Here is an 18,737-nt window from a genome sequence, read left to right on the forward strand (position 1 = left end):
CTTTCGTGTGTCCGGGCCCACGAGGGGCGCAGCGAGGCCCGACCATGTTCGTGAATCGCCGACCGGCCGCCATGACGTGATCCGGGTGTTGCCCCGCGAGGACGCCCACGACACGGCGAACGTCTGCCGTCCCGCTGTGGCACGTCGCAGGCCCCTGAGTGTTGTGCCCGGTCTCGGGCCGTGACGTGGGGGTGCCGGGGATCCAGGAGCCGTGGAGGCCGGCGGCGACGCGGTGCGGGAGGTGGACGGTGGCGGTGCGGTCGGGGCCGGCGGCATCGAGGACGAGGGGTCGGGAGGCCGAGGCCGTTCTCGTCGGGGAAGGCGATGGCGTACTGGTAGCGGTTCTCGGCGCCGAGGTAGTCCTCGTTGAGGGTGGGGAACCCGACGGCGAGGTCGTCGATGATGTGTTCGTCGACGGTGGCGGCGGTGAGGTCGACCGTCCAGCGGCGGGTGCAGGAGCGGGCGGCGGGTTGAGCGCGGCGCTCGCGCCGGGGACCTCGGCGCTGTGGACGAGGGAGCCCTTGGCGTCGGCGACGTGGTAGGTCAGGACCGGCGGGACCGGTGAGGCAGCACGCTGAAAGAGGGAGCTGCCAGGGACATGCTCGGGTGACCTCTCGAAGGTGACCGTCGGTCGTACCCGTCGGCCGGTGGTCTGCCGTCACTCGTGGCACTGTGGTTCCATGACCATCGAAGTTCGTCCCGCATCGGTCATCGAGGACGTACGCACCCTGCTCGGCCCGAAGTCCCCCGGGGCCAACGTCTGCTGGTGCCTCAGCTACCGGATCCCGGCCAAGCTCAACAACGAACTGCGCGGCCCGGCGCGGGGCGAGTACGTCGCCGAGCTGTGCCGCAGCGGCACCCCTCCCGGAGTTATCGCCTACGACGGCGACGAGCCGGTCGGCTGGGCGGCCGTGGCCCCGCGCGCGGAGACCTCCTTCGCGCGCAGTCGCACGATCCCGCACGTCGACGAGCTGCCGGTCTGGTCGCTGTGGTGCATCCGGGTACGCCCCGGCCACCGCAAGAAGGGCATCTCGCACGCCCTCATCGCCGGCGCGGTCGAGTTCGCCCGCGCCCAGGGCGCACCCGCGATCGAGGCCTACCCCCTCGACAACGGTACGGCCCGTGCCGACCTGACCATGGCGTACGCGGGTCTGCGGAAGAACTTCGAACGCGCCGGCTTCGTGCACGCCGCCGAAACCGCCTCGGTGCTGGCCGGTCACCCCCGGGTCCTGATGCGCCTCGACCTGCGCTGAGCCCCACGCCTGCGGGCGCGCACGGGCGGCCCGGCAGCGACCGGCAGCGGCGGGGGGCGACCGGCGGCGGCGGGGGGGCGACCGGCGGCGGGGGGCGACGGGTGCCGCCCCCCGCCTGTACGCACTCCCTAGGGCCGCCGTGCCGGGGCCAGCACGGCGTGCGGGACCCGGTCGGCCGGGGCCTGGACCGCCGGACCCCGGGCGGGCTCCCACTCGCGGCGCGGCCGCGCCGTGGGGGCCGGCAGCCTCGACAGGTTGGCGCTGACCATCGCCGCCGTACGGACCACGGCCTCGCCCAGCGGGGCGATCTGCTTGCCGTCCAGCGCGGTCGCCGCCACCGCGGCCACCACCTGCCCCGCATCGGAGAACACCGGCGCCGCCACGCACGACAGCGCGCTCACGCACTGCCCGTACTGGAAGGCCATGCCCTGCTCCCTGGCCCGCGCCGCCTCCCGCGACCACGCGGCCCGCGACCACCCCGCAGGCGCGCCCGCCTCGGGAGCGGACGCCGTCAGGACCAGCTCGGCCGCGCTCCCGGGAGGCAGTACGACCCCGGGATGCAGCGCGAAGACGTCGTCCACCTCGCTGCGCGTGCTCCCCACCACGATGGCGTGGCCCCCCTCGGGAACCGACAGGCTGACAGTCAACCTGCCGCTCGCCGAGGCGAGTTCGCGCAAGGGCCGCGCCGACGCGGCCCGCAGCGCCCGCGCCGGGTGCCACGCCTGCCCCAGCCGGAACGTCCTCGGTCCCAGCCGGTAGCGGCCCGAACAGCTCTGTACCGCGCCGAGCGCGACCAGTTGCCCGAGCAGCCGGTGCGCCGTGGCCTTGGGCAGTTCGGCGTCCGCCGCCAGCCTGGTCAGGCCGACCTCGTCGCCGTGCGCGAGCACCTCCATGAGTGCGAACGCGCCCTCCAGTACACCCCGCCCCTCAGTGCCGGATCTGGCCATGAGCGGTACCCCCTTCCGTACGGACGCCATCGGTCGGACGGTGTCCGTAACTCCCCGTTCGTCCCGGCCCATCAGCAAGAACGGTGGTACCGCCCTCCGCTTCCGCCGGTCCGTTGAACGGACCAGATCATTGCCCGCGCATCTCGATCGCGCCAGTGTGTTGTCACCCAGGGACGCACGGACCGGCCCCTCACAGGGCGCGGAACGTCCGTCCGCCAGGAGCGACAAAAGGAGGATCCGATGAGCGCGATCAAGACCAGCGCCAAGCAGTTCAAGTACGTCATGGGTGCCATGACGGCCGTCTTCTTCGGTTCTTGCTCTGCCAGCTGACGCAGATTCGGGGGGTGGGGGCGGCATGTCGCCCCCACCCCTTTTCTTCACGTTCTAGGGAGGCACGCGTGCTGGAGACCGGTGTCCGGCAGGTCCGGGTGGCGATGGCCATGGTGTTCGGCCGGAAGCTGAACGTACGGGCCGTGGAGCGGCTCGTCGCCGACGCTCTCGCCACGCTCGAGGAGTTCGGCTCACTCGGCGACGACGTCGACGAACTGGCCGACGGACCGTTCGCCGACCCGGACGAGCGCCGTGACCTGCAGAACCGCGCGCTCCAGCGGACCGTGCGCCGGCTCGCCAAGCGTTCGCCCTTCTACCGGGAGCGGCTCGCCGGCATCGACCTCGACGGACTGACCACGCAGACGCTCACCCGGATCCCGGTCACCCGCAAGGCCGACCTGATCGAGCGGCCCGCCGACTTCCTGTGCAGCACCCCCTACCTCGCGACCCAGACGACCGGCACCACCGGCCGACCCGTCCAGATGTGGCTATCCCGCTACGAGATGGAGCTCTGGCCGGCGCTGATCGCGCTGTCCGTCGTACTGCGCGGCGACATCCGCCCCGGCGACCGGATGCAGATCAACCTCAGCTCCCGGGCGACGGCAGCCGTGCAGGAGGACGTGGAGGTCTGTCGCCTTGTCAACGCCTCCTGCCACGTCGTCGGCCAGGTCCCGCCCGAGGAGTCCGTCGAGCACCTCCTCGGCGGCAATGGCACCCGCCCCACCCTGCTCACCGGCAACCCCAGTTACCTGGCCCGGATGCTCACCGCGGCGCGTCGCCGCGGCTACGGACCGGACGACTTCGGCCTCCGGTCGATCTACGCCGGCGGCGAGATCGTGTCGCCGGCCCTCGTACGAGCCCTGCGCGAGACCTTCGGCGCCGAGACCGTCGGCGACAACTTCGGCATGACCGAACTGCTGCCCGTCGGCGGCCGCACCTGCAGCCACCACCACCTCCACATCGACCCCAACATGGGGTACACCGAGGTGCTCGGCCTCGACACGGGCGAGCCCGTCGCCCCCGGACAGCTCGGGGAGCTGACCGTCACGCCGTACTACCCCTACCGGGAGTGCATGCCGGTCCTGCGGTACAACACCGGCGACGTCGTACGCACCCTGGAGGGCGAACCGGACTGCGAACTGGCCGCCGTGCCCGCCGTCTCGCAGATCCTCGGCAAGGCGGGCACGCTGCTGCGGACCGCCGACGCGGTCGTGACGCCGCGCGACGTCGTGGAGGCCCTGGACGGCACCCCGGGCATGCCGTGGCCGCTGCGCCACCGGGCGCAGGTCGGGCCCGACGGCCGCCTCCACGTGGAGGTCGCCTCGCGGACCGCGACCCCGGCCGAGGTGACCGGGCGGCTGCTGGCCCGGGGCATCGACGCGGGCGTCACCGTCCTGGCGCTGGACGACGAGGAGGCCGCGCGCCGCTTCCCCCTCCGCTGTGACCTGTTGGAGCACACCTTCACCCGGAGCCACGCATGACGGTCTTCTTCCAGCTCGCGGTCACCGCGGCCCTGGCCCTCGCGGTCGTCGTCGCCACCATCGCCTACTTCCGCGCCGTCCGTACGGCGAGGCCGCCCGTCGGCGTCTTCAACGGCCGGGACATCTTCATGATGATGGGCTTCGTGCTGGCGCTGCCGTACGTCTACCTCGCACTGCCGGGCGCCGTCCTCCCGGTCGTGCTCGCCCTGGTCTTCGCCGGCGGACTGTCCGTGGGCTACCAGCCCCTCATCGGCAACGGCCGGCTGCGCTGGGCGCTGATCACCGTGCTGATCGCGAGCGTCCTCGTCACGCACCTGGCCTTCGGCGAGACCGCGCCGCCGTACTGGGTGGCGAACAGCTGCGTCGTCGGCCTGGTCGTCGTCTCCGCCACGAACCTCAACGTCCAGGGCGGCATGCGGCTGAGGAACGTGGCGTGGTTCCTGCTCGCCCTCGCCGCCTACGACGCCTTCTTCGCCTGGGTCGTCCCGCTGACCCAGGAGCTCGCCGACGCCGTCCAGGGCTATCCGTACGCACCGGCCGCGGGCCTGCGCATCGGTGAGGACCTCGGCGCCGTCGTCGGCATGGGCGACCTGCTGGCCTACGCCCTCTTCACGACCACCGCCTACAAGGCGTACGGGAAGCCGGGGCTGCGGACCGGAATCACCCTGGTGGTGCTCTTCGGGGCCGTGGCGCCCGTGGCGGCCCTGCACCTGATCTCGGCGGCCACCGGCGACGCCCCCGGCATCATCCCCGCCCAGGTGTTCTTCGGCCCGGCCGCCTTCGTCGGCTACCAGGTCCTGCGCCGCCGGGGGCCGGAGCGCCGCATGGCCGACATCGTCTTCCGCCGCGACCGCGCGGACGCTCCCCGGCGGACCCCGGTACGCGCCGAGGCCCGGCCGGTGGCCTGAACGGGCACGACGACCGGGGGCCGGGACGCTACCCGCGCCAGATCTTCTCGTACGCCTCCTGGTACCCCCGGAGGTCCCAGGAGGCGGCCCCGCCGCTGTTGTCGGCCGTGACCACGTGGACGGGGGCGACGTAGCCGCTCGCGGGCCGGCCGGCGAAGGCACGGTTGAACTCGTCGACGATCTGCCAGCCCTGCTGCGAGAGCGGCTCGGGAACGGTGGCGGCCTGGTACTGCCCGCTGTTGATGCGCTGGAAGGCGGACGGATCGCCGTCTCCGGCACCGATGTTGGACGGCGGACCGCCGCCCGGCCTGCCGGCGGCGCGCAGGGCCGGGGCGGCGTCGGCGAAGTAGAGGTCGTTGATGGCGACCGAGTGGGTCCACTTCTTCCCGAAGCGGGACAGCAGGGAGGAGACCTCCTGCGGGGTGCGCCGGCTCGCGTCCGGGATCGGGATGTTCTCGTACGCCAGCAGTTCCACGCCGGGGCAGTCGGCGAGGCGCCGCTTGATCAGGTCGGCCTTCGTCCTGGCGAAGGGGATCGAGTCGTCGGTGAACAGGACGACGCCCGCCCCGCCGTCGGACCGGGCGATGACCCAGTCCGCACTGATCCTCGCCACGTCCTGCACCTTCGTGGTGATGTTGGTGAAGAGCGGCGGGTCCGTGCTCGGGCCGGGGGCGTCGACCGCGTGCCAGCCGATGAGCGGGATGTCCGCGGCACGGGCCCGGGCCACCTGCTGCGAGGTCAGGCGCGGGTCGAATCCGCCGATGACGATGCCCGACGGCCTGAGCGTGACGGCCTGGCTCAGCGCCGCCTGGATCCCGGCCGGGCTGCCCTCCCCGTCGATCACCCGGACCTGCCAGCCGATGGCCTTCGCGGCTTGCTGGAGACCCTCAGCGACTCCCGCGACGCCCGGGTTGGTCATGGTCTGCGCGACGTAGACGATGCTCCTGCCGGGGACCGCGGCGGGCCCGGTCGTGGGGCCGGTCCACCTGCTGTCGGTGCTCTCGGCCTTCCCGACGTCCGCCCGCGCCTCCTGGAGGACGGCCGGGCAGCCGGCCGCCGAAGGCCCGGTGGTGCCGGCCGTGCCGCCGCCGCATCCGGCGGCGGCCGCCGTGAGCAGGGCTGCGGCCGCGAGAAGGGCCATGCGGTTGGGGTACACGGTGCTCCTGACGCTCTGTGCGCTGCCGGGTGGTCTCAAGGGGCGTCCTGCCGGCCGTGCCGGGCGCGTGCGGGCCCTCCGGTCGCGGTGGCGCCGGCGCGCAGCCGGCGGCGGGCGGAGTAGCCGGCCAGGCCGACGGCGATGAGCAGGGTGGCGCCGTTGAACAGCGGGGTCGCCCAGAACTGCGCGCCGAGCTGCCCGATCCCGGCGAGTCCCACGGCGAGGACGGTCACGGCGACGAGGGTGCCCAGGGCGTTGGCACGGCCCGGTTTGATCGCGGTGGAACCGAGCAGGGCGCCGACGAACGCGGGCAGCAGGTAGTCCAGGCCGACGCTCGGGTTGCCGATCTGCTGCTGCGCCGCGAGGAGGACCCCGGCGAAACCGACGATCAGACCCGACGCGGCGAAGGCGACGACGGAGTAGCGGTGGGTGGGAATGCCGAGTATCGCCGCGGCCCGGGGATTGGAGCCGATGACGTACAGGTACCGGCCGAGCGGCAGCCGTTCCAGCAGCACCCAGAGGACCGCGACGAGGGCGAGCACGTAGAAGGCGGGGAGGGGCAGGCCGAGGAACCTGGAGTCGTACAGGCCGGTGAAGGCGGCCGGGAGGCCTGCGGGACCGGGGACGATCCGTCTGCCGTCGGTGATCCAGCCGGTCGCCGCGTACATGATGCTGCCGGTGCCCAGCGTGGCGATGAGGGAGTCGATGCGCGCGAACTCGACGATGATGCCGTTGACGACGCCGGCCAGCGCCCCACCGGCGACCACCGTGAGGCAGGCCGACTGCCAGGGCCAGTGCTCGTCGACGATGAGGTGCATCACCATGACGTGCGCCAGGCCCAGGCCGTAGCCGATGGACAGGTCGAACCGGCCGGCCGCGACGGGGACCGTCACGCCGAGCGCGAGAATGGCGGGGATCGACTGGTTGGACAGGATCGAGGAGACGTTGTCCATCGTCGGGAAGGTGTCCGGCAGGACGAGGGAGAAGACCAGGAAGAGCAGGAGCGTCAGGGTCAGCAGGCCGTAGGTGCCGACGAAGTGGGCGCGCCGGCGAATCACCGGCCCGTACCGTTTCCGGTGATCGCGGGCAGGGCCGAGGCGGCGCGCGTGAGCTCGGTGGCGTTCAGGGTCCCGCCCGCCAGCTCGGCCACCACGGCGCCGCGGCCGAAGACCAGCGCCCGGTGGCAGAGGTCGGCGACCTCCCCGAAGTCGGTGGAGATGAGCAGGACGGCGAGGCCCGCCGCCACGGCTTCGTCGAGGATGCGGTGGATCGCCGCCTTGGCGCCGACGTCCACGCTGGCGGTCGGCTCCTCCAGGATCAGCAGGCGCAGGTTCCCCCGCAGCCACCGGCCGACGACCACCTTCTGCTGATTGCCGCCGGAGAGGGTGGCGATGGGCACCTCGCCGTCCCGGGGGTGCACCGAGAACCGCTCGATCAGGGCGCGGGCTTCGGCGCGTTCGCGCCGCGGACCGGTCCAGCGCCAGTCGGGCACACCGGCGGCCCGCGGATTGGCGAGGAAGTTCTCCCGCACGGTCAGATCGGCGGCGCAGCCCTCCTCCTGGCGGTTGCCGGCGACGAAGCCGACGCCGGAGCGCAGGGCCTCGGCGACCGTGTGCGGACGGTACGGGCGGCCGTCCAACAGTGCCCGGCCCCCGAGGAGCGGCAGCGCGCCGGCGAGGGCGCGGCCCAGGTGCGTGTGGCCGGCGCCGGTCAGGCCCACCATGCCGAGGATCTCGCCCTCGCGCAGGTCCAGGGCGACGGGCCCGGTGCGGGCGGTCGACACACCGTCGAGGCTCAGGACGGCGGGGCGCTCCGCGGCCGTGGAGCCGGAGGCGGCAACGGATGCGGCTGCGGGGCCGGGCGCGTGCTCGGGCCGGCGGCGGGCCGGTTCGTGGCCCACGATGTCCCGTACCAGGCGGGCGGGGGAGTACGGGGCGAGCGGCCCGTGGCTGACGAGGCGGCCGTCGCGCAGGACGGCGAAGGTGTCGGCGACCTCGTACACCTCGTCGAGCCGGTGGCTGACGTAGAGGATGCCGTGCCCCCGGTCGCGCAGGGAGTGCAGGACGCCGAAGAGCCGGGCGCAGTCGGCGGCGGGGAGGGTGGCGGTCGGCTCGTCGAGGACGAGGAGCCGGGCGCTGCGCGCCAGCGCGCGGGCGATGGCGACCAGGGACCGCTCGGCGGGGGCGAGGTCGGCGATGCGCGCGTCGGCGTCCAGGTGCCCGGCGACGGTCCGCAGGGCCCCGTCGCAGCGCTCCCGGGTCCGCCGCCATGAGATCAGGCCGCGGTGCAGCGGGTAGCCGGCGCCCAGGGCGATGTTCTCGGCGACCGTCATCCACTCGACGAGACCGAGGTCCTGGTGGATGAAGGACATGTGGCGCGAGGCGGCCTCTGAGGGCAGCGGGTGGCCGGCCACGGTCACCTCGCCCGCGTCGGCGTGGTGCACCCCCGCGAGCACCTTGATCAGGGTGGACTTGCCGGCCCCGTTGGGTCCCAGGAGGGCGAGGACGCTGCCGCCGTGGAGGTCGAGGCCGACCGAGTCCAGAGCGAGGGTGCCGCCGAACCGCTTGCTGAGACCGCGTATCCGGACGAGGGGTTCCCCGTCGGAGCGCGGGGGCGGGCTCGTCGAGGTGACGGGAGTGTCATGCACGGACTTCTCCGGGGCCGCCTGGGGGAGGTGATGCTGCGTTACGGAACACTCAGGATGCTACTTGGAGCTATCGCCGCATGCCGGACATTGCGGGTCATGCCGCGTCCAGGGCGCATTCGGCCCAGATGACCTTGCCCTGGGGGGTGTACCGGGCGCCCCAGGCCTGGGAGAGCTGCGCGACGAGGAACAGGCCGCGGCCGCCCTCGTCCGTCGTGGCGGCCCGCCGCAGGTGGGGGGCGGTGCTGCTGCCGTCGGAGACCTCGCAGATCAGGGTCCGGTCGTGGATCAGCCGCACCTGGATGGGCTCGCTGCCGTAGCGGACCGCGTTCGTGACCAGCTCGCTGAGCATCAGCTCGGCGGCGAAGGCGAGTTCGTCCAGCCCCCAGTCGGCGAGCCGCCGGGTGGCGGCTCCTCGGACGTCGGAGACGAGGGACGGGTCCGGGGCCAGGTCCCACGTGGCGATCCGGTCGGCGGGCACGGTACGGGTGCGGGCGACGAGCAGCGCGACGTCGTCGCCCGGATGCTCGGGCGCCACGGCCTCGATGACGGCCCGGCAGGTGTCCTGCGCCGTCCGGTCCGGGTGGGCCAGCGCGTGGCGCAGCTGGTCGAGCGCCACGTCGATGTCGCGGTGGCGGCCGCCCACGAGGCCGTCGGTGTAGAGGACCAGCGTGCTGTGCTCGGGGAGCCGGATCTCGGCCGTCTCGAAGGGCAGCCCGCCCAGGCCCAGGGGCGGTCCGGCGGGCAGGTCGGGGAAGGTGACGCTGCCGTCGGGGGCGACCAGGGCGGGCGGGGGGTGGCCGGCGCGGGCCATCGTGCACACCTGCGAGGTGGGGTCGTAGACGGCGTACAGGCAGGTGGCGCCGACGATGCCGTTGCTGCCGGTGGCGCTCGCGTCGTCCTCCTCGCGGTCCAGGCGCACCAGGAGGTTGTCCAGGTGCGTGAGCAGCTCGTCGGGGGCCAGTTCCAGCTCGGCGAAGTTGCGTGCCGCGATGCGCAGCCGGCCCATCGTGGCGGCGGCGTGCAGTCCGTGCCCGACGACATCGCCCACCAGCAGGGCGACGCGGGTGCCGGAGAGGGGGATGACGTCGAACCAGTCCCCGCCCACCCCGGACTCGGCGGGCAGGTAGTGGTGGGCGACCTCCACGGCGCCCTGCTCGGGGAGGCCGCGCGGGAGCAGGCTGCGCTGCAGGGCCAGGGCGAGGGTGTGCTCGCGGGTGTAGCGGCGGGCGTTGTCGATGCAGAGGGCGGCGCGGGCGGCCAGTTCCCGGGCCAGCCGGGTGTCGTCGTCCCCGAAGGGGGCCGGGTCCTGCGAGCGGTAGAAGGCGGCGATGCCGAGCAGTACGCCGCGGGCGAGCAGGGGGACGCAGATCATGGAGTGCACCTGGTGGGCCAGGATCCCCCGGGCGTGCTCGATGCCCGGCAGCATCCAGGCCGGAGTGGTGGCCTGGAGGTCGGTTTCCAGCACGGCCGGCTCGCCCTGCAGGCAGCGCATGTGGGGGGTGCCGGGGTCCAGCCGCACCTGGTGGCCGACGGGGTGGAACGGGCAGTCGTCGCGGATGCCGTGGACCACCGTGCGGTGCAGCTCGGCCTGCGGGTCGGCGGATTCCTCGCCGCGCAGCACGGCCCCGGCCAGGTCGACCGTGACGTAGTCGGCCAGGCGCGGCACGGCCGTCTCGGCGAGTTCCCGGGCGGTGCGGCTCACGTCCAGGGTGGTGCCGATCCGGGTGCTGGCCTCGGCCAGCAGTTCCAGGCGGCGGCGCGCGGCGACGGCGTACTTGCCCACCTCGGGCTCGCCCACCAGCACCAGGCCCCGGACTGCGCCGGAGGCCTCGGTCGCCTCGTCCCCGGCGGTGGTCGGGCCGGGACTCGGGCCGGCGGTCTGGCCGGCGGCCGGGCCGGCCGGCGCGCTGCCCGGAGCGGAGGCCTCTGCGAGGTGCCAGGGCAGCGACTCGGCCCGTTCCGTGGCGGCCAGGGCCAGCGAGGCGAGGGCGGAGGCGGTCGGCTTCGAGGCGGCGAGGTGGTGCGCCGGCGGTGAGTCCCCGGTGAGGACCGCCTCGACGACGACGCCCTCCACCCCGGCCGTGCTCGTGACCGGGCTGCTCAGGAGGGTGACCCCGCGCCCGTGGGACAGGGACACCTCGACGGCGGCCCGCTGGGGGGAGCAGATGAGCTCGGTGGCCTTCGCCTTGAGGACCATCTGGTCCTGCCGGTCCAGCCCGCCGTCGGTGAGTTCGTCCAGTCCGATCAGCTGGCCGTCGTCGGCGGCCTCCCCGCCGCGGGCGCGGAGCCGGGCGTCGAGGTAGGTCCGCAGGAGGGCGCGCTCACGCGCCGAGCTCTGCTCCATGAGCCGCCGCTCGATGGACTCCGCCGCCCGGCGGACCAGGACGGGCAGGGCCGGGTCCTCGTAGCTGCGCGGGTACCCGAAGCAGAGGACGCCGACGATGTGGCCGCTGAACTGGTCGCGGATCGGCGTCGCGGAGCAGGCGTTCGACTGGGACCGCTCGGCGAAGTGCTCGGCGCCGTACACCTGGCACAGCCGCCTCTCGGCGAGCGCGAGACCGATGCCGTTGGTGCCCGCGTAGCGCTCGGCGAAGACGAAGCCGGGCACGCTCTGGATCGGCGGCAGCCGGCCGGCCAGGGCGGGCTCCCCGAACCGGCGCTGCAGTACGGTCCCGTTCCCGTCGGCGAGGGAGACGTTCATCTGGCTGCCCGAGAACCTGGACTGGAGCTGGTCGAGGACCGGTTCGGCCGCCCGGACGAGCCGGCTGTCGGGGTCGAAGTCGTCCGTGTACGGGAGGTCCGTCTGCTCCGGTGAGAGCCCCAGCATTCGGCTGCGCATCCACGAGTTCAGGATGGGGCCGCGGACGCTGCCCTCGACCGACTCGCCCAGCAGGAACCGCTCACGGGAGCGTACGGGGCTGATCTGGCCTCCCGTGACCCCCATCTGCACCACTTCCCCTTGCCGTGCCGCCTGCCTGCACCGGGACGTTCGCACCGAGCGAGTGCTGTTGAGTATATTCCCCCCTTTTGAATGAATATGGTTGGAAAGATCCGTTCTTGCAGTGTTGCCCCTTCATCACAGGACCGCGACCGGATTGACCGGCGAACCCGTCCCGCCGGGCACTCGGAGCGGCGATACGACGATCATGAATTCGTGCCGCCGCGCCTCGGCGCAGGCCGCCGAGAGGGCCTCCAGGTCCAGGTTGTCCAGCAGCGGCACCCCCATGGCGGCGACCGCCAGCGCGTGGACGGGGGAGTGCACGCCCTCGACCGGCGAGGGGCGTACGTCGCTGTCCCCGTCGCCGCCGAGCAGGGCGATCGCGCGCTCGGCCAGCAGCGGCACGGCGTCCACGTGGAAGCCCGCGCAGGCCGCGCCGGCGTCCCAGGGACCGAGTTCCCGCCGCCGCCGGAAGCGGCCGGAGCGCAGCAGCACCGCGCAGCCCTCGTCGATCGACACCCCGAGCGCCCGCTCAGCGGCGAGCACGTCGCGCGCGCGGACCGCGTGGCCCGGCTCCAGCCAGTCCGTCCCGAGGACGGCCGGCAGGTCGAGGAGCACGCCTTTGGTGACGAGCGGGCCGAGGGCCTCCACCGAACCGAATCGGGCGCCCCCGGCGTCGACGGCCTCCCGCGCCGGACGGCCGCCGTAGAGCCGGCCCCGGTAGGCGACGTGGGACAGCGCGTCGAGGTGGCTCACGCCCTTGCCGTGGTAGTCGGCGGCGAGGAAGTCCTTGTACGTGGCGGGCTCCGCGGGCTCCACGTCGCCGAGGTCGGACATGTAGTGCAGGGCCGGTCTGCCGTTGTCCGGTCCGGCGCGGGTGTTCCACGGCAGGCCCAGCGGCACCGTCGTGCCGGACCGCACCAGGGCGGCGGCTCGCAGCACGTGATCCCCGGTGACCCGGTTCCAGGCGCCGCGGTCGGCCGGGGACCACCGGTCCCATGTGCTGACCGAGGCGAAGAGGGAGTCGAACTCCGCGCGCGACACCCCGGGCCCGCGGCCGACTGGGTCCGGCGGGGCGGCGCGGCCGTCCTCCGGACTGCTGCTCACCTGCTGTTCACCTGCTGCTCCTCAACTGCGCGTGCGGCTGCGGTGCTCCACGGCCGGGACGCGTTCCCCGGTGTGCGCACGCAAGCACATGCCCGCCGGTCCCTGGCTCTACGCCGGGGACGCCGCAAGCTGGGCCGTACGGAGGCGCGGACCGGCCCCGGCCCCCGGCCTCGCGGCGAGTGGCGGGGACGAGCCCCTACGGCGCAGGCTGTATGCATGCGGGTGCCCATCCGCTCCTCTCCCCGACCGGGAGGCGGCGGTCACCACCAGGTCCTCTTCGTCCTCGCGGAGTGCGTGCCCTTCGTGATCGCGCTCCTGGTGCTGGTCATGGAGTTCACGCCCGCACACGTCCTGTACACCGGGCCCTTCCTGGTGGCCACCCCGGCGCTGGCGGCGGTGACCATGGGCCCCAGGGGCACCGTCGCCGCGGCGGCCCTGGCCGTGGCGGTCAGCATCGCCACGGCCACGTACAACCAGGCGTGGGGCAACCAGCAGGTCTACAGCAACTTCCTCGCCCTCTTCCTGGTGTCGGTGGCCAGCGTGACGACCAGCCGCATGGCCCGCGCACGCAGCGCGACCGAGCTGAACCAGGTCCGGCGGATCGCGGTCGCGGCGCAGAAGGTCCTGCTGCGGCCCGTACCCGAGCGGCTGGGCCCCCTGCGCGCGGCCAGCCTCTACGTGGCGGCCGAGAAGGGCGCCCAGATCGGCGGGGACCTCTACGAGGCCATGGAGACCCGGTACGGGATCCGGATGATCGTCGGAGACGTACGGGGCAAGGGCCTGCCCGCCGTACGGACGGCCGCGGCCGTCCTGGGGGCCTTCCGGGAGGCGGTGTACTACGAGGACGACCTGGTGGACGTCATCCGGCACTGCGAGGCGGCGATGCGCCGGGACGCCGCCGTGCCGGGGGCGGTGGACGAGGAGGCGCTCGTGGAGGGCTTCGTCACCGCGGTGGTGGCCCAGGTGCCCGACGCGCACGTGGTCGAGGTGGTCAATCGCGGCCATCCGCCGCCGCTGCTGCTGCGCGACGGCAAGGTGCAGGCCCTGATGCCCAGCACTCCGCTGCCGCCGCTCGGCCTGGGCGAGTTCATCGCCGGCCCGCCCGGCACCCGGGACAGCTATGCCTTCCTGCCCGGCGACCGCCTGCTGCTCCACACCGACGGAGTCAACGAGGCCCGCGACCGGGACAACGCCTTCTTCGCCCTGCCGGAGGCCATGGAGGCGCTGCCCGACCGCGGGCCCCGGGAGTTCCTGGACCGGCTGTGCCGGGCACTGGTGCGCCACACCGAGGACCGGCTGGCGGACGACGTGGCGATGATCCTCGTCGACCGGCGGGACGAACGCGGAGGCCCGGCCCGATGACCCGTGTGCAGTGGCTCCTGGTGCGCGGCGAACGCGGCAACCCCGCGACCCGCCTGGACGACCGGCGCGCGGACGGCGCCGCCTGGTCCTGGGGCAACGAGGCGCGGCCGCTGGTCCACGGCGCCTCGTACTTCGCCGAGCTCCTGGCGGCCGTCGAGGCGATGAACGAGGGCGACCTGCTCCTGTTCACCGACTGGCGCGGCGACCCCGACGAGCGGCTCGACGGGCCCGGCACCGAGATCGGCGCGGTCCTGTGCCGGGCGGCCGAGCGCGGCGTCATGGTCAAAGGACTGCTGTGGCGCTCACACCTGGACAGCCTCCACTTCAGCGAGCAGGAGAACCTCCACTTCGGCCGGGAGATCGCGCGGGCTGGCGGCGAATGCCTGCTCGACATGCGGGTCCGGCCCGGCGGCTCCCACCACCAGAAGCTGGTGGTGCTGCGCCACCGCGCCCACCCCGAGCGGGACGTCGCGTACGTCGGCGGCATCGACCTGTGCCACAACCGCAACGACGACGCCGAGCACCGCGGCGATCGCCAGGCGCTGCCCCTGGCCGCCCCTTACGGGCCGCACCCGCCGTGGCACGACGTCCAGCTCGCCCTGCGCGGGCCGGTGGTCGGTGACGTCGAGGCCGTCTTCCGCGAACGCTGGGACGACCCGGCGCCGCTCAGCCGCAGCCCCCTCACCCGCCTGCGGGAGCGGATGCACCGCGAGGACATCAACGCCGACCGGCTGCCGCCCCAGACCGCAGATCCGGCGCCCTGCGGCACCCACACCGTCCAGCTGCTGCGGACCTACCCGAACCGGCTGCTGCACGGCTACCCCTTCGCCCCCGACGGCGAGCGCAGCATCGCCCGCGGCTACCTCAAGTCGCTGCGACGGGCGCGGGCGCTGATCTACCTGGAGGACCAGTACCTGTGGTCGCCCCGCGTGGTGGCCGGCTTCGCGGAGGCGCTGCGCCGGAATCCGGAGCTGCGGATGATCGGCGTCGTCCCCACCCATCCCGACCAGGACGGACCGCTCACCCTGCCGATGAACCTGATCGGGCGGATCAACGCGCTGGCCGAGCTGCGCCGCGCCGGCGGCGACCGGGTCGCGGTGTACGGCCTGGAGAACCATGCCGGGACCCCCGTCTACGTCCACGCCAAGGTGTGCGTGATCGACGACGTGTGGGCCTCGGTCGGGTCCGACAACATCAACCTCCGTTCGTGGACCCACGACTCCGAACTCGGCTGCGTCGTCCTCGACGAGAGCCTCGACCCGCGCAGTCCGCGGGACCCGGGCGGCCTGGGGGACGGCGCCCGCGTCTTCGCCCGTGAGCTGCGCCTGGAGCTCATGCGCGAGCACTTGGACCTTCCGGGCGGAGACGGGAACGGTGACGGCGACGGAGAGGGAGACGGCGACGGGGACGGCGCCGACGGTGAGGGGCACGGCGGCTCGCTGTGCGATCCCGTCGCCGCCTTCGAGGCCTTCCGGGCGGCGGCCGCGGCGCTCGACGCCTGGTACGAGGACGGCCGCCGCGGCCCCCGCCCGGCCGGGCGGTTGCGCCGCTACGGTCCTCCGGCCCTGCCCGCGGGGCGAAAACTGCTGGCCCGCCCGCTGCACCGGGTCCTGGTCGACCCCGACGGCCGCCCGATGGGGCTGAGGTTGCGCAAGCGGTTCTGATCGGGGACCCGTACCGGGGTGAACACCGGCAAACCGGGGCGCCGTCCCCGTGGGCGGGTACCCCTTAAGCGGCCAATGAGTGGTGGGGTTAGCATATGAGCGCCGCCTAGCTCGAAAGATAAAGCCTGTGACTGTCAACGAGGACTCGTTCACCAACTGGAACCACCGCGAGGAGATCGCGGAGGCGATGATCCCGATCATCGGGAAGCTGCACCGGGAGCGGGACGTCAACATCCTGCTCCACAGCCGCTCCCTGGTGAACAAATCGGTGGTCAGCATCCTCAAGACCCACCGCTTCGCCCGGCAGATCGACGGCGAGGAGCTGTCGGTCACCGAGACCATGCCGTTCCTGCAGGCGCTCACCGCGCTCGACCTCGGTCCTTCGCAGATCGACCTCGGCATGCTCGCCGCCACGTACAAGGCCGACGACCACGGCCTGTCGGTGGAGGAGTTCACCGCCCAGGCCGTCGCCGGCGCCACGGGCGAGAACAAGCTGGAGCGCAGCGGCGGCCGCGACGTCGTCCTGTACGGCTTCGGCCGCATCGGCCGCCTGGTCGCCCGCCTGCTCATCGAGAAGGCCGGCTCCGGCAAGGGCCTGCGACTGAGGGCCATCGTCGTCCGCGGCGGCGGCGACCAGGACCTGGTCAAGCGTGCCTCGCTGCTGCGCCGCGACTCGATCCACGGCCAGTTCCAGGGCACGATCACCGTGGACGAGGCCAACAGCACCATCGTCGCCAACGGCAACGCGATCAAGGTGATCTACGCCAACGACCCCTCCGAGGTCGACTACACGGCGTACGGCATCAAGGACGCCATCCTCATCGACAACACGGGCAAGTGGCGCGACCGCGAGGGACTGTCCAAGCACCTGCGTCCCGGCATCGACAAGGTCGTCCTGACCGCCCCGGGCAAGGGCGACGTCCCGAACATCGTGCACGGCGTCAACCACGACACCGTCAAGCCGGACGAGCGGGTCCTGTCCTGCGCGTCCTGCACCACCAACGCGATCGTCCCGCCGCTGAAGGCCATGGACGACGAGTACGGCGTCCTGCGCGGCCACGTCGAGACCGTCCACTCGTTCACGAACGACCAGAACCTGCTGGACAACTACCACAAGGCCGACCGCCGCGGCCGCTCCGCGCCGCTGAACATGGTCATCACCGAGACCGGCGCCGCCTCCGCCGTCGCGAAGGCGCTGCCCGACCTCAAGGCGCCGATCACCGGCAGCTCGATCCGCGTCCCCGTCCCGGACGTCTCGATCGCCATCCTCAGCCTGCGCCTGGGCCGCGAGACCACCCGCGAGGAAGTCCTCGACTACCTGCGCGACGTCTCGCTGAACTCCCCGCTCAAGCGCCAGATCGACTTCACCACCGCTCCCGACGCCGTCTCCATGGACTTCGTCGGCTCGCGCCACGCGTCCATCGTCGACGCCGGCGCGACCAAGGTCGACGGCGACAACGCGATCCTCTACCTCTGGTACGACAACGAGTTCGGCTACTCGTGCCAGGTCATCCGCGTCGTCCAGCACGTCTCAGGCGTGGAGTACCCGACCTACCCGGTTCCGGCGGTCTGATCCCGCCCGACCCGCGTACGCACCGCCGCCCCGCCGCTCCCGCGCCGCGGGGCGGCGGTGTTCGTCGCCCCCGGCCCCCCTCGGTCCCCCGCCGGTCCTCCCGCCCGCCGGTCCTCCCGCCCGCCGGTCCTCCCGCCCGCCGGTCCTCCCGCCTGCCTGCCCGCTCAGGCGTCCGCGGGCACCGGCCGCCGCAGCAGGTAGACGGCGGCGGCCCCGACCAGGGCGGCCATGCAGACGATGAACACCAGCCCGGCGCCCTCCAGGCCGATCGGGTCCACGAGCAGTCCGACGCCGATCACGGGTACGGAAATGCCCGCGTAGGCCACGACGAACAGCGTCGAGACCACCGCCGCGCGCCGGTCCGGCGGCGAGGCCGCGGCCACCGCCGACAGCGCCCCGCGGAACGCCAGCCCCTGCCCGACCCCGCCGACCAGCGCGCTCGCCACCACCAGCGCCAGCAGGTCCCACACCAGAGCGCCCGCGAGCAGCGCCAGCCCGGCGAGCAGCCCCGCGCAGCCCAGCGGCAGCGACCGCCCCACCCCGACCCGGCCCACGGCCAGCTGTCCGGCCGTCGAGGCGAAGAAGGCCAGCGCGACGACCAGCCCGCTCACGGCGTGATCGGTCACGTCGAGGGACTGCGCGAGGAAGGCCGGACTGACCGAGGTGAACACCCCGAACAGCGCGAAGCCCGCGAACGCGGCGATCGCCGCGGGCCCGAACACCGACCGCACCTGTGGGGGCACGCCGGGCCGCTGCGGCCGTACGGTGCTCAGCGGACGCCGCTCCCGTACGGTCTCGTCCAGCCCCAGCACGACGGCGGCGGAGACGGCGACCAGGAGCAGGTGCACGGCGAACGGCAGGTACAGCGGCCAGGGGGCGTACTGCGCGAGCACACCGGCGAGGAGGGGCCCGCAGCCCAGCCCGCCCATGTTGGCGGCCGTCGCCACGAACGTGGCCCGGGAGGCCCCGCCGGGCGGCGCGAGTTCCATCACGTAGACCGTGGCGGCTCCGGTGAACAGTCCGGCGGACAGTCCCGACAGCAGCCGTCCGGCGTACAGCCATCCCATCGCGGTGGCGCACAGGAAACAGACGGCGCTGGCCGCGGAGAACCCCAGGCCGGCCAGGAGCACCGGCCGCCGGCCGACGGCGTCCGAGGCGTTGCCCGCCAGCAGGAGCACGCCGATCACCCCGAAGGCGTACACGGCGTACACGACGGTCACCACCAGCTCGGAGAACCCGAACTTCTCCTGGTAGAGGCCGTAGAGCGGGGTCGGCAGCGTGGTGCCGGCCATGCACACGGCGAACACCGCCCCGCTGAGCAAGCACTGGCGCCACCCTCCGCGATCACCGTCCATGCCGCCGACGGTAACC

13 protein-coding genes are annotated in these 18,737 nt (G+C 73.4%); 6 read left to right on the plus strand and 7 right to left on the minus strand.

The genetic code is table 11. From position 1 onward, the window contains the following. Positions 1–680 precede the first annotated feature (680 nt). A complete protein-coding gene (locus ACZ3X1_RS17455; RefSeq protein WP_467280166.1) occupies positions 681–1,253 on the plus strand; it encodes a GNAT family N-acetyltransferase in 573 nt (190 codons plus the stop codon). A gap of 128 nt (positions 1,254–1,381) precedes the next feature. On the opposite strand, the gene ACZ3X1_RS17460 is transcribed toward ACZ3X1_RS17455, so the two are convergent. Continuing rightward, complete coding sequence (locus tag ACZ3X1_RS17460) at positions 1,382–2,200, minus strand: IclR family transcriptional regulator (protein ID WP_356809942.1); 819 nt, start codon at positions 2,198–2,200, stop codon at positions 1,382–1,384. A 398-nt stretch (positions 2,201–2,598) separates the two neighbouring features. Here ACZ3X1_RS17460 and ACZ3X1_RS17465 point away from each other — a divergent pair, with 398 nt between their 5' ends. Then, entirely contained in the window at positions 2,599–4,011 is a 1,413-nt protein-coding gene (locus ACZ3X1_RS17465) for a phenylacetate--CoA ligase family protein (protein WP_356809940.1), read from the plus strand. Continuing rightward, complete coding sequence (locus tag ACZ3X1_RS17470; RefSeq protein ID WP_390073912.1) at positions 4,008–4,919, plus strand: hypothetical protein; 912 nt, start codon at positions 4,008–4,010, stop codon at positions 4,917–4,919. Before ACZ3X1_RS17465 ends, ACZ3X1_RS17470 begins: the two co-directional genes overlap by 4 nt. A gap of 28 nt (positions 4,920–4,947) precedes the next feature. Here ACZ3X1_RS17470 and ACZ3X1_RS17475 read toward each other — a convergent pair whose 3' ends face one another. From ACZ3X1_RS17475 to ACZ3X1_RS17495, 5 genes are all read right to left on the minus strand, one after another. Then, on the minus strand, positions 4,948–6,060 hold the full coding sequence (locus ACZ3X1_RS17475; protein ID WP_467280167.1) for a substrate-binding domain-containing protein: 1,113 nt from the start codon (positions 6,058–6,060) through the stop codon (positions 4,948–4,950). 50 nt (positions 6,061–6,110) lie between these two features. Further along, entirely contained in the window at positions 6,111–7,133 is a 1,023-nt protein-coding gene (locus ACZ3X1_RS17480; RefSeq protein ID WP_467280168.1) for an ABC transporter permease, read from the minus strand. Beyond that, entirely contained in the window at positions 7,130–8,722 is a 1,593-nt protein-coding gene (locus ACZ3X1_RS17485) for a sugar ABC transporter ATP-binding protein (RefSeq protein WP_467280169.1), read from the minus strand. Before ACZ3X1_RS17485 ends, ACZ3X1_RS17480 begins: the two co-directional genes overlap by 4 nt. 94 nt (positions 8,723–8,816) lie before the next feature. Continuing rightward, the gene (locus ACZ3X1_RS17490) at positions 8,817–11,666 is read right to left on the minus strand and encodes a SpoIIE family protein phosphatase (protein WP_467280170.1); all 2,850 of its coding nucleotides are present in this window, start codon (positions 11,664–11,666) and stop codon (positions 8,817–8,819) included. A gap of 132 nt (positions 11,667–11,798) precedes the next feature. Continuing rightward, positions 11,799–12,767 (minus strand): cyclase family protein, encoded by a 969-nt coding sequence (locus ACZ3X1_RS17495; RefSeq protein WP_356809928.1) that lies wholly within the window; start codon positions 12,765–12,767, stop codon positions 11,799–11,801. Between the two features lie 216 nt (positions 12,768–12,983). Between ACZ3X1_RS17495 and ACZ3X1_RS17500 the strand changes: the two genes are divergently transcribed. From ACZ3X1_RS17500 to ACZ3X1_RS17510, 3 genes are all read left to right on the plus strand, one after another. Then, positions 12,984–14,129: a PP2C family protein-serine/threonine phosphatase gene (locus tag ACZ3X1_RS17500; RefSeq protein WP_467280171.1), complete on the plus strand. Its 1,146-nt coding sequence runs from the start codon at positions 12,984–12,986 to the stop codon at positions 14,127–14,129. Then, on the plus strand, positions 14,126–15,793 hold the full coding sequence (locus tag ACZ3X1_RS17505; RefSeq protein ID WP_467280172.1) for a phospholipase D family protein: 1,668 nt from the start codon (positions 14,126–14,128) through the stop codon (positions 15,791–15,793). The genes ACZ3X1_RS17500 and ACZ3X1_RS17505 overlap by 4 nt, the downstream gene beginning before the upstream one ends. 127 nt (positions 15,794–15,920) lie before the next feature. Next, positions 15,921–17,366: a glyceraldehyde-3-phosphate dehydrogenase gene (locus ACZ3X1_RS17510; protein ID WP_356809922.1), complete on the plus strand. Its 1,446-nt coding sequence runs from the start codon at positions 15,921–15,923 to the stop codon at positions 17,364–17,366. A 164-nt stretch (positions 17,367–17,530) separates the two neighbouring features. Here the strand turns inward: ACZ3X1_RS17510 and ACZ3X1_RS17515 are convergent, their stop codons facing one another. Then, the gene (locus ACZ3X1_RS17515) at positions 17,531–18,721 is read right to left on the minus strand and encodes an MFS transporter (protein ID WP_356809920.1); all 1,191 of its coding nucleotides are present in this window, start codon (positions 18,719–18,721) and stop codon (positions 17,531–17,533) included. Positions 18,722–18,737 lie beyond the last annotated feature (16 nt).

This window comes from Streptomyces sp. NPDC023541, from assembly GCF_055559995.1.

Bases quoted from the DNA above. Each gene is read 5' to 3' on its own strand.
- ACZ3X1_RS17505 (WP_467280172.1), top strand. From the start codon at position 14,126: ATGACCCGTGTGCAGTGGCTCCTGGTGCGCGGCGAACGCGGCAACCCC.
- ACZ3X1_RS17475 (WP_467280167.1), bottom strand. From the start codon at position 6,060: ATGGCCCTTCTCGCGGCCGCAGCCCTGCTCACGGCGGCCGCCGCCGGA.
- ACZ3X1_RS17515 (WP_356809920.1), bottom strand. From the start codon at position 18,721: ATGGACGGTGATCGCGGAGGGTGGCGCCAGTGCTTGCTCAGCGGGGCG.
- ACZ3X1_RS17490 (WP_467280170.1), bottom strand. From the start codon at position 11,666: ATGGGGGTCACGGGAGGCCAGATCAGCCCCGTACGCTCCCGTGAGCGG.
- ACZ3X1_RS17460 (WP_356809942.1), bottom strand. From the start codon at position 2,200: ATGGCCAGATCCGGCACTGAGGGGCGGGGTGTACTGGAGGGCGCGTTC.
- ACZ3X1_RS17470 (WP_390073912.1), top strand. From the start codon at position 4,008: ATGACGGTCTTCTTCCAGCTCGCGGTCACCGCGGCCCTGGCCCTCGCG.
- ACZ3X1_RS17500 (WP_467280171.1), top strand. From the start codon at position 12,984: ATGCGGGTGCCCATCCGCTCCTCTCCCCGACCGGGAGGCGGCGGTCAC.
- ACZ3X1_RS17455 (WP_467280166.1), top strand. From the start codon at position 681: ATGACCATCGAAGTTCGTCCCGCATCGGTCATCGAGGACGTACGCACC.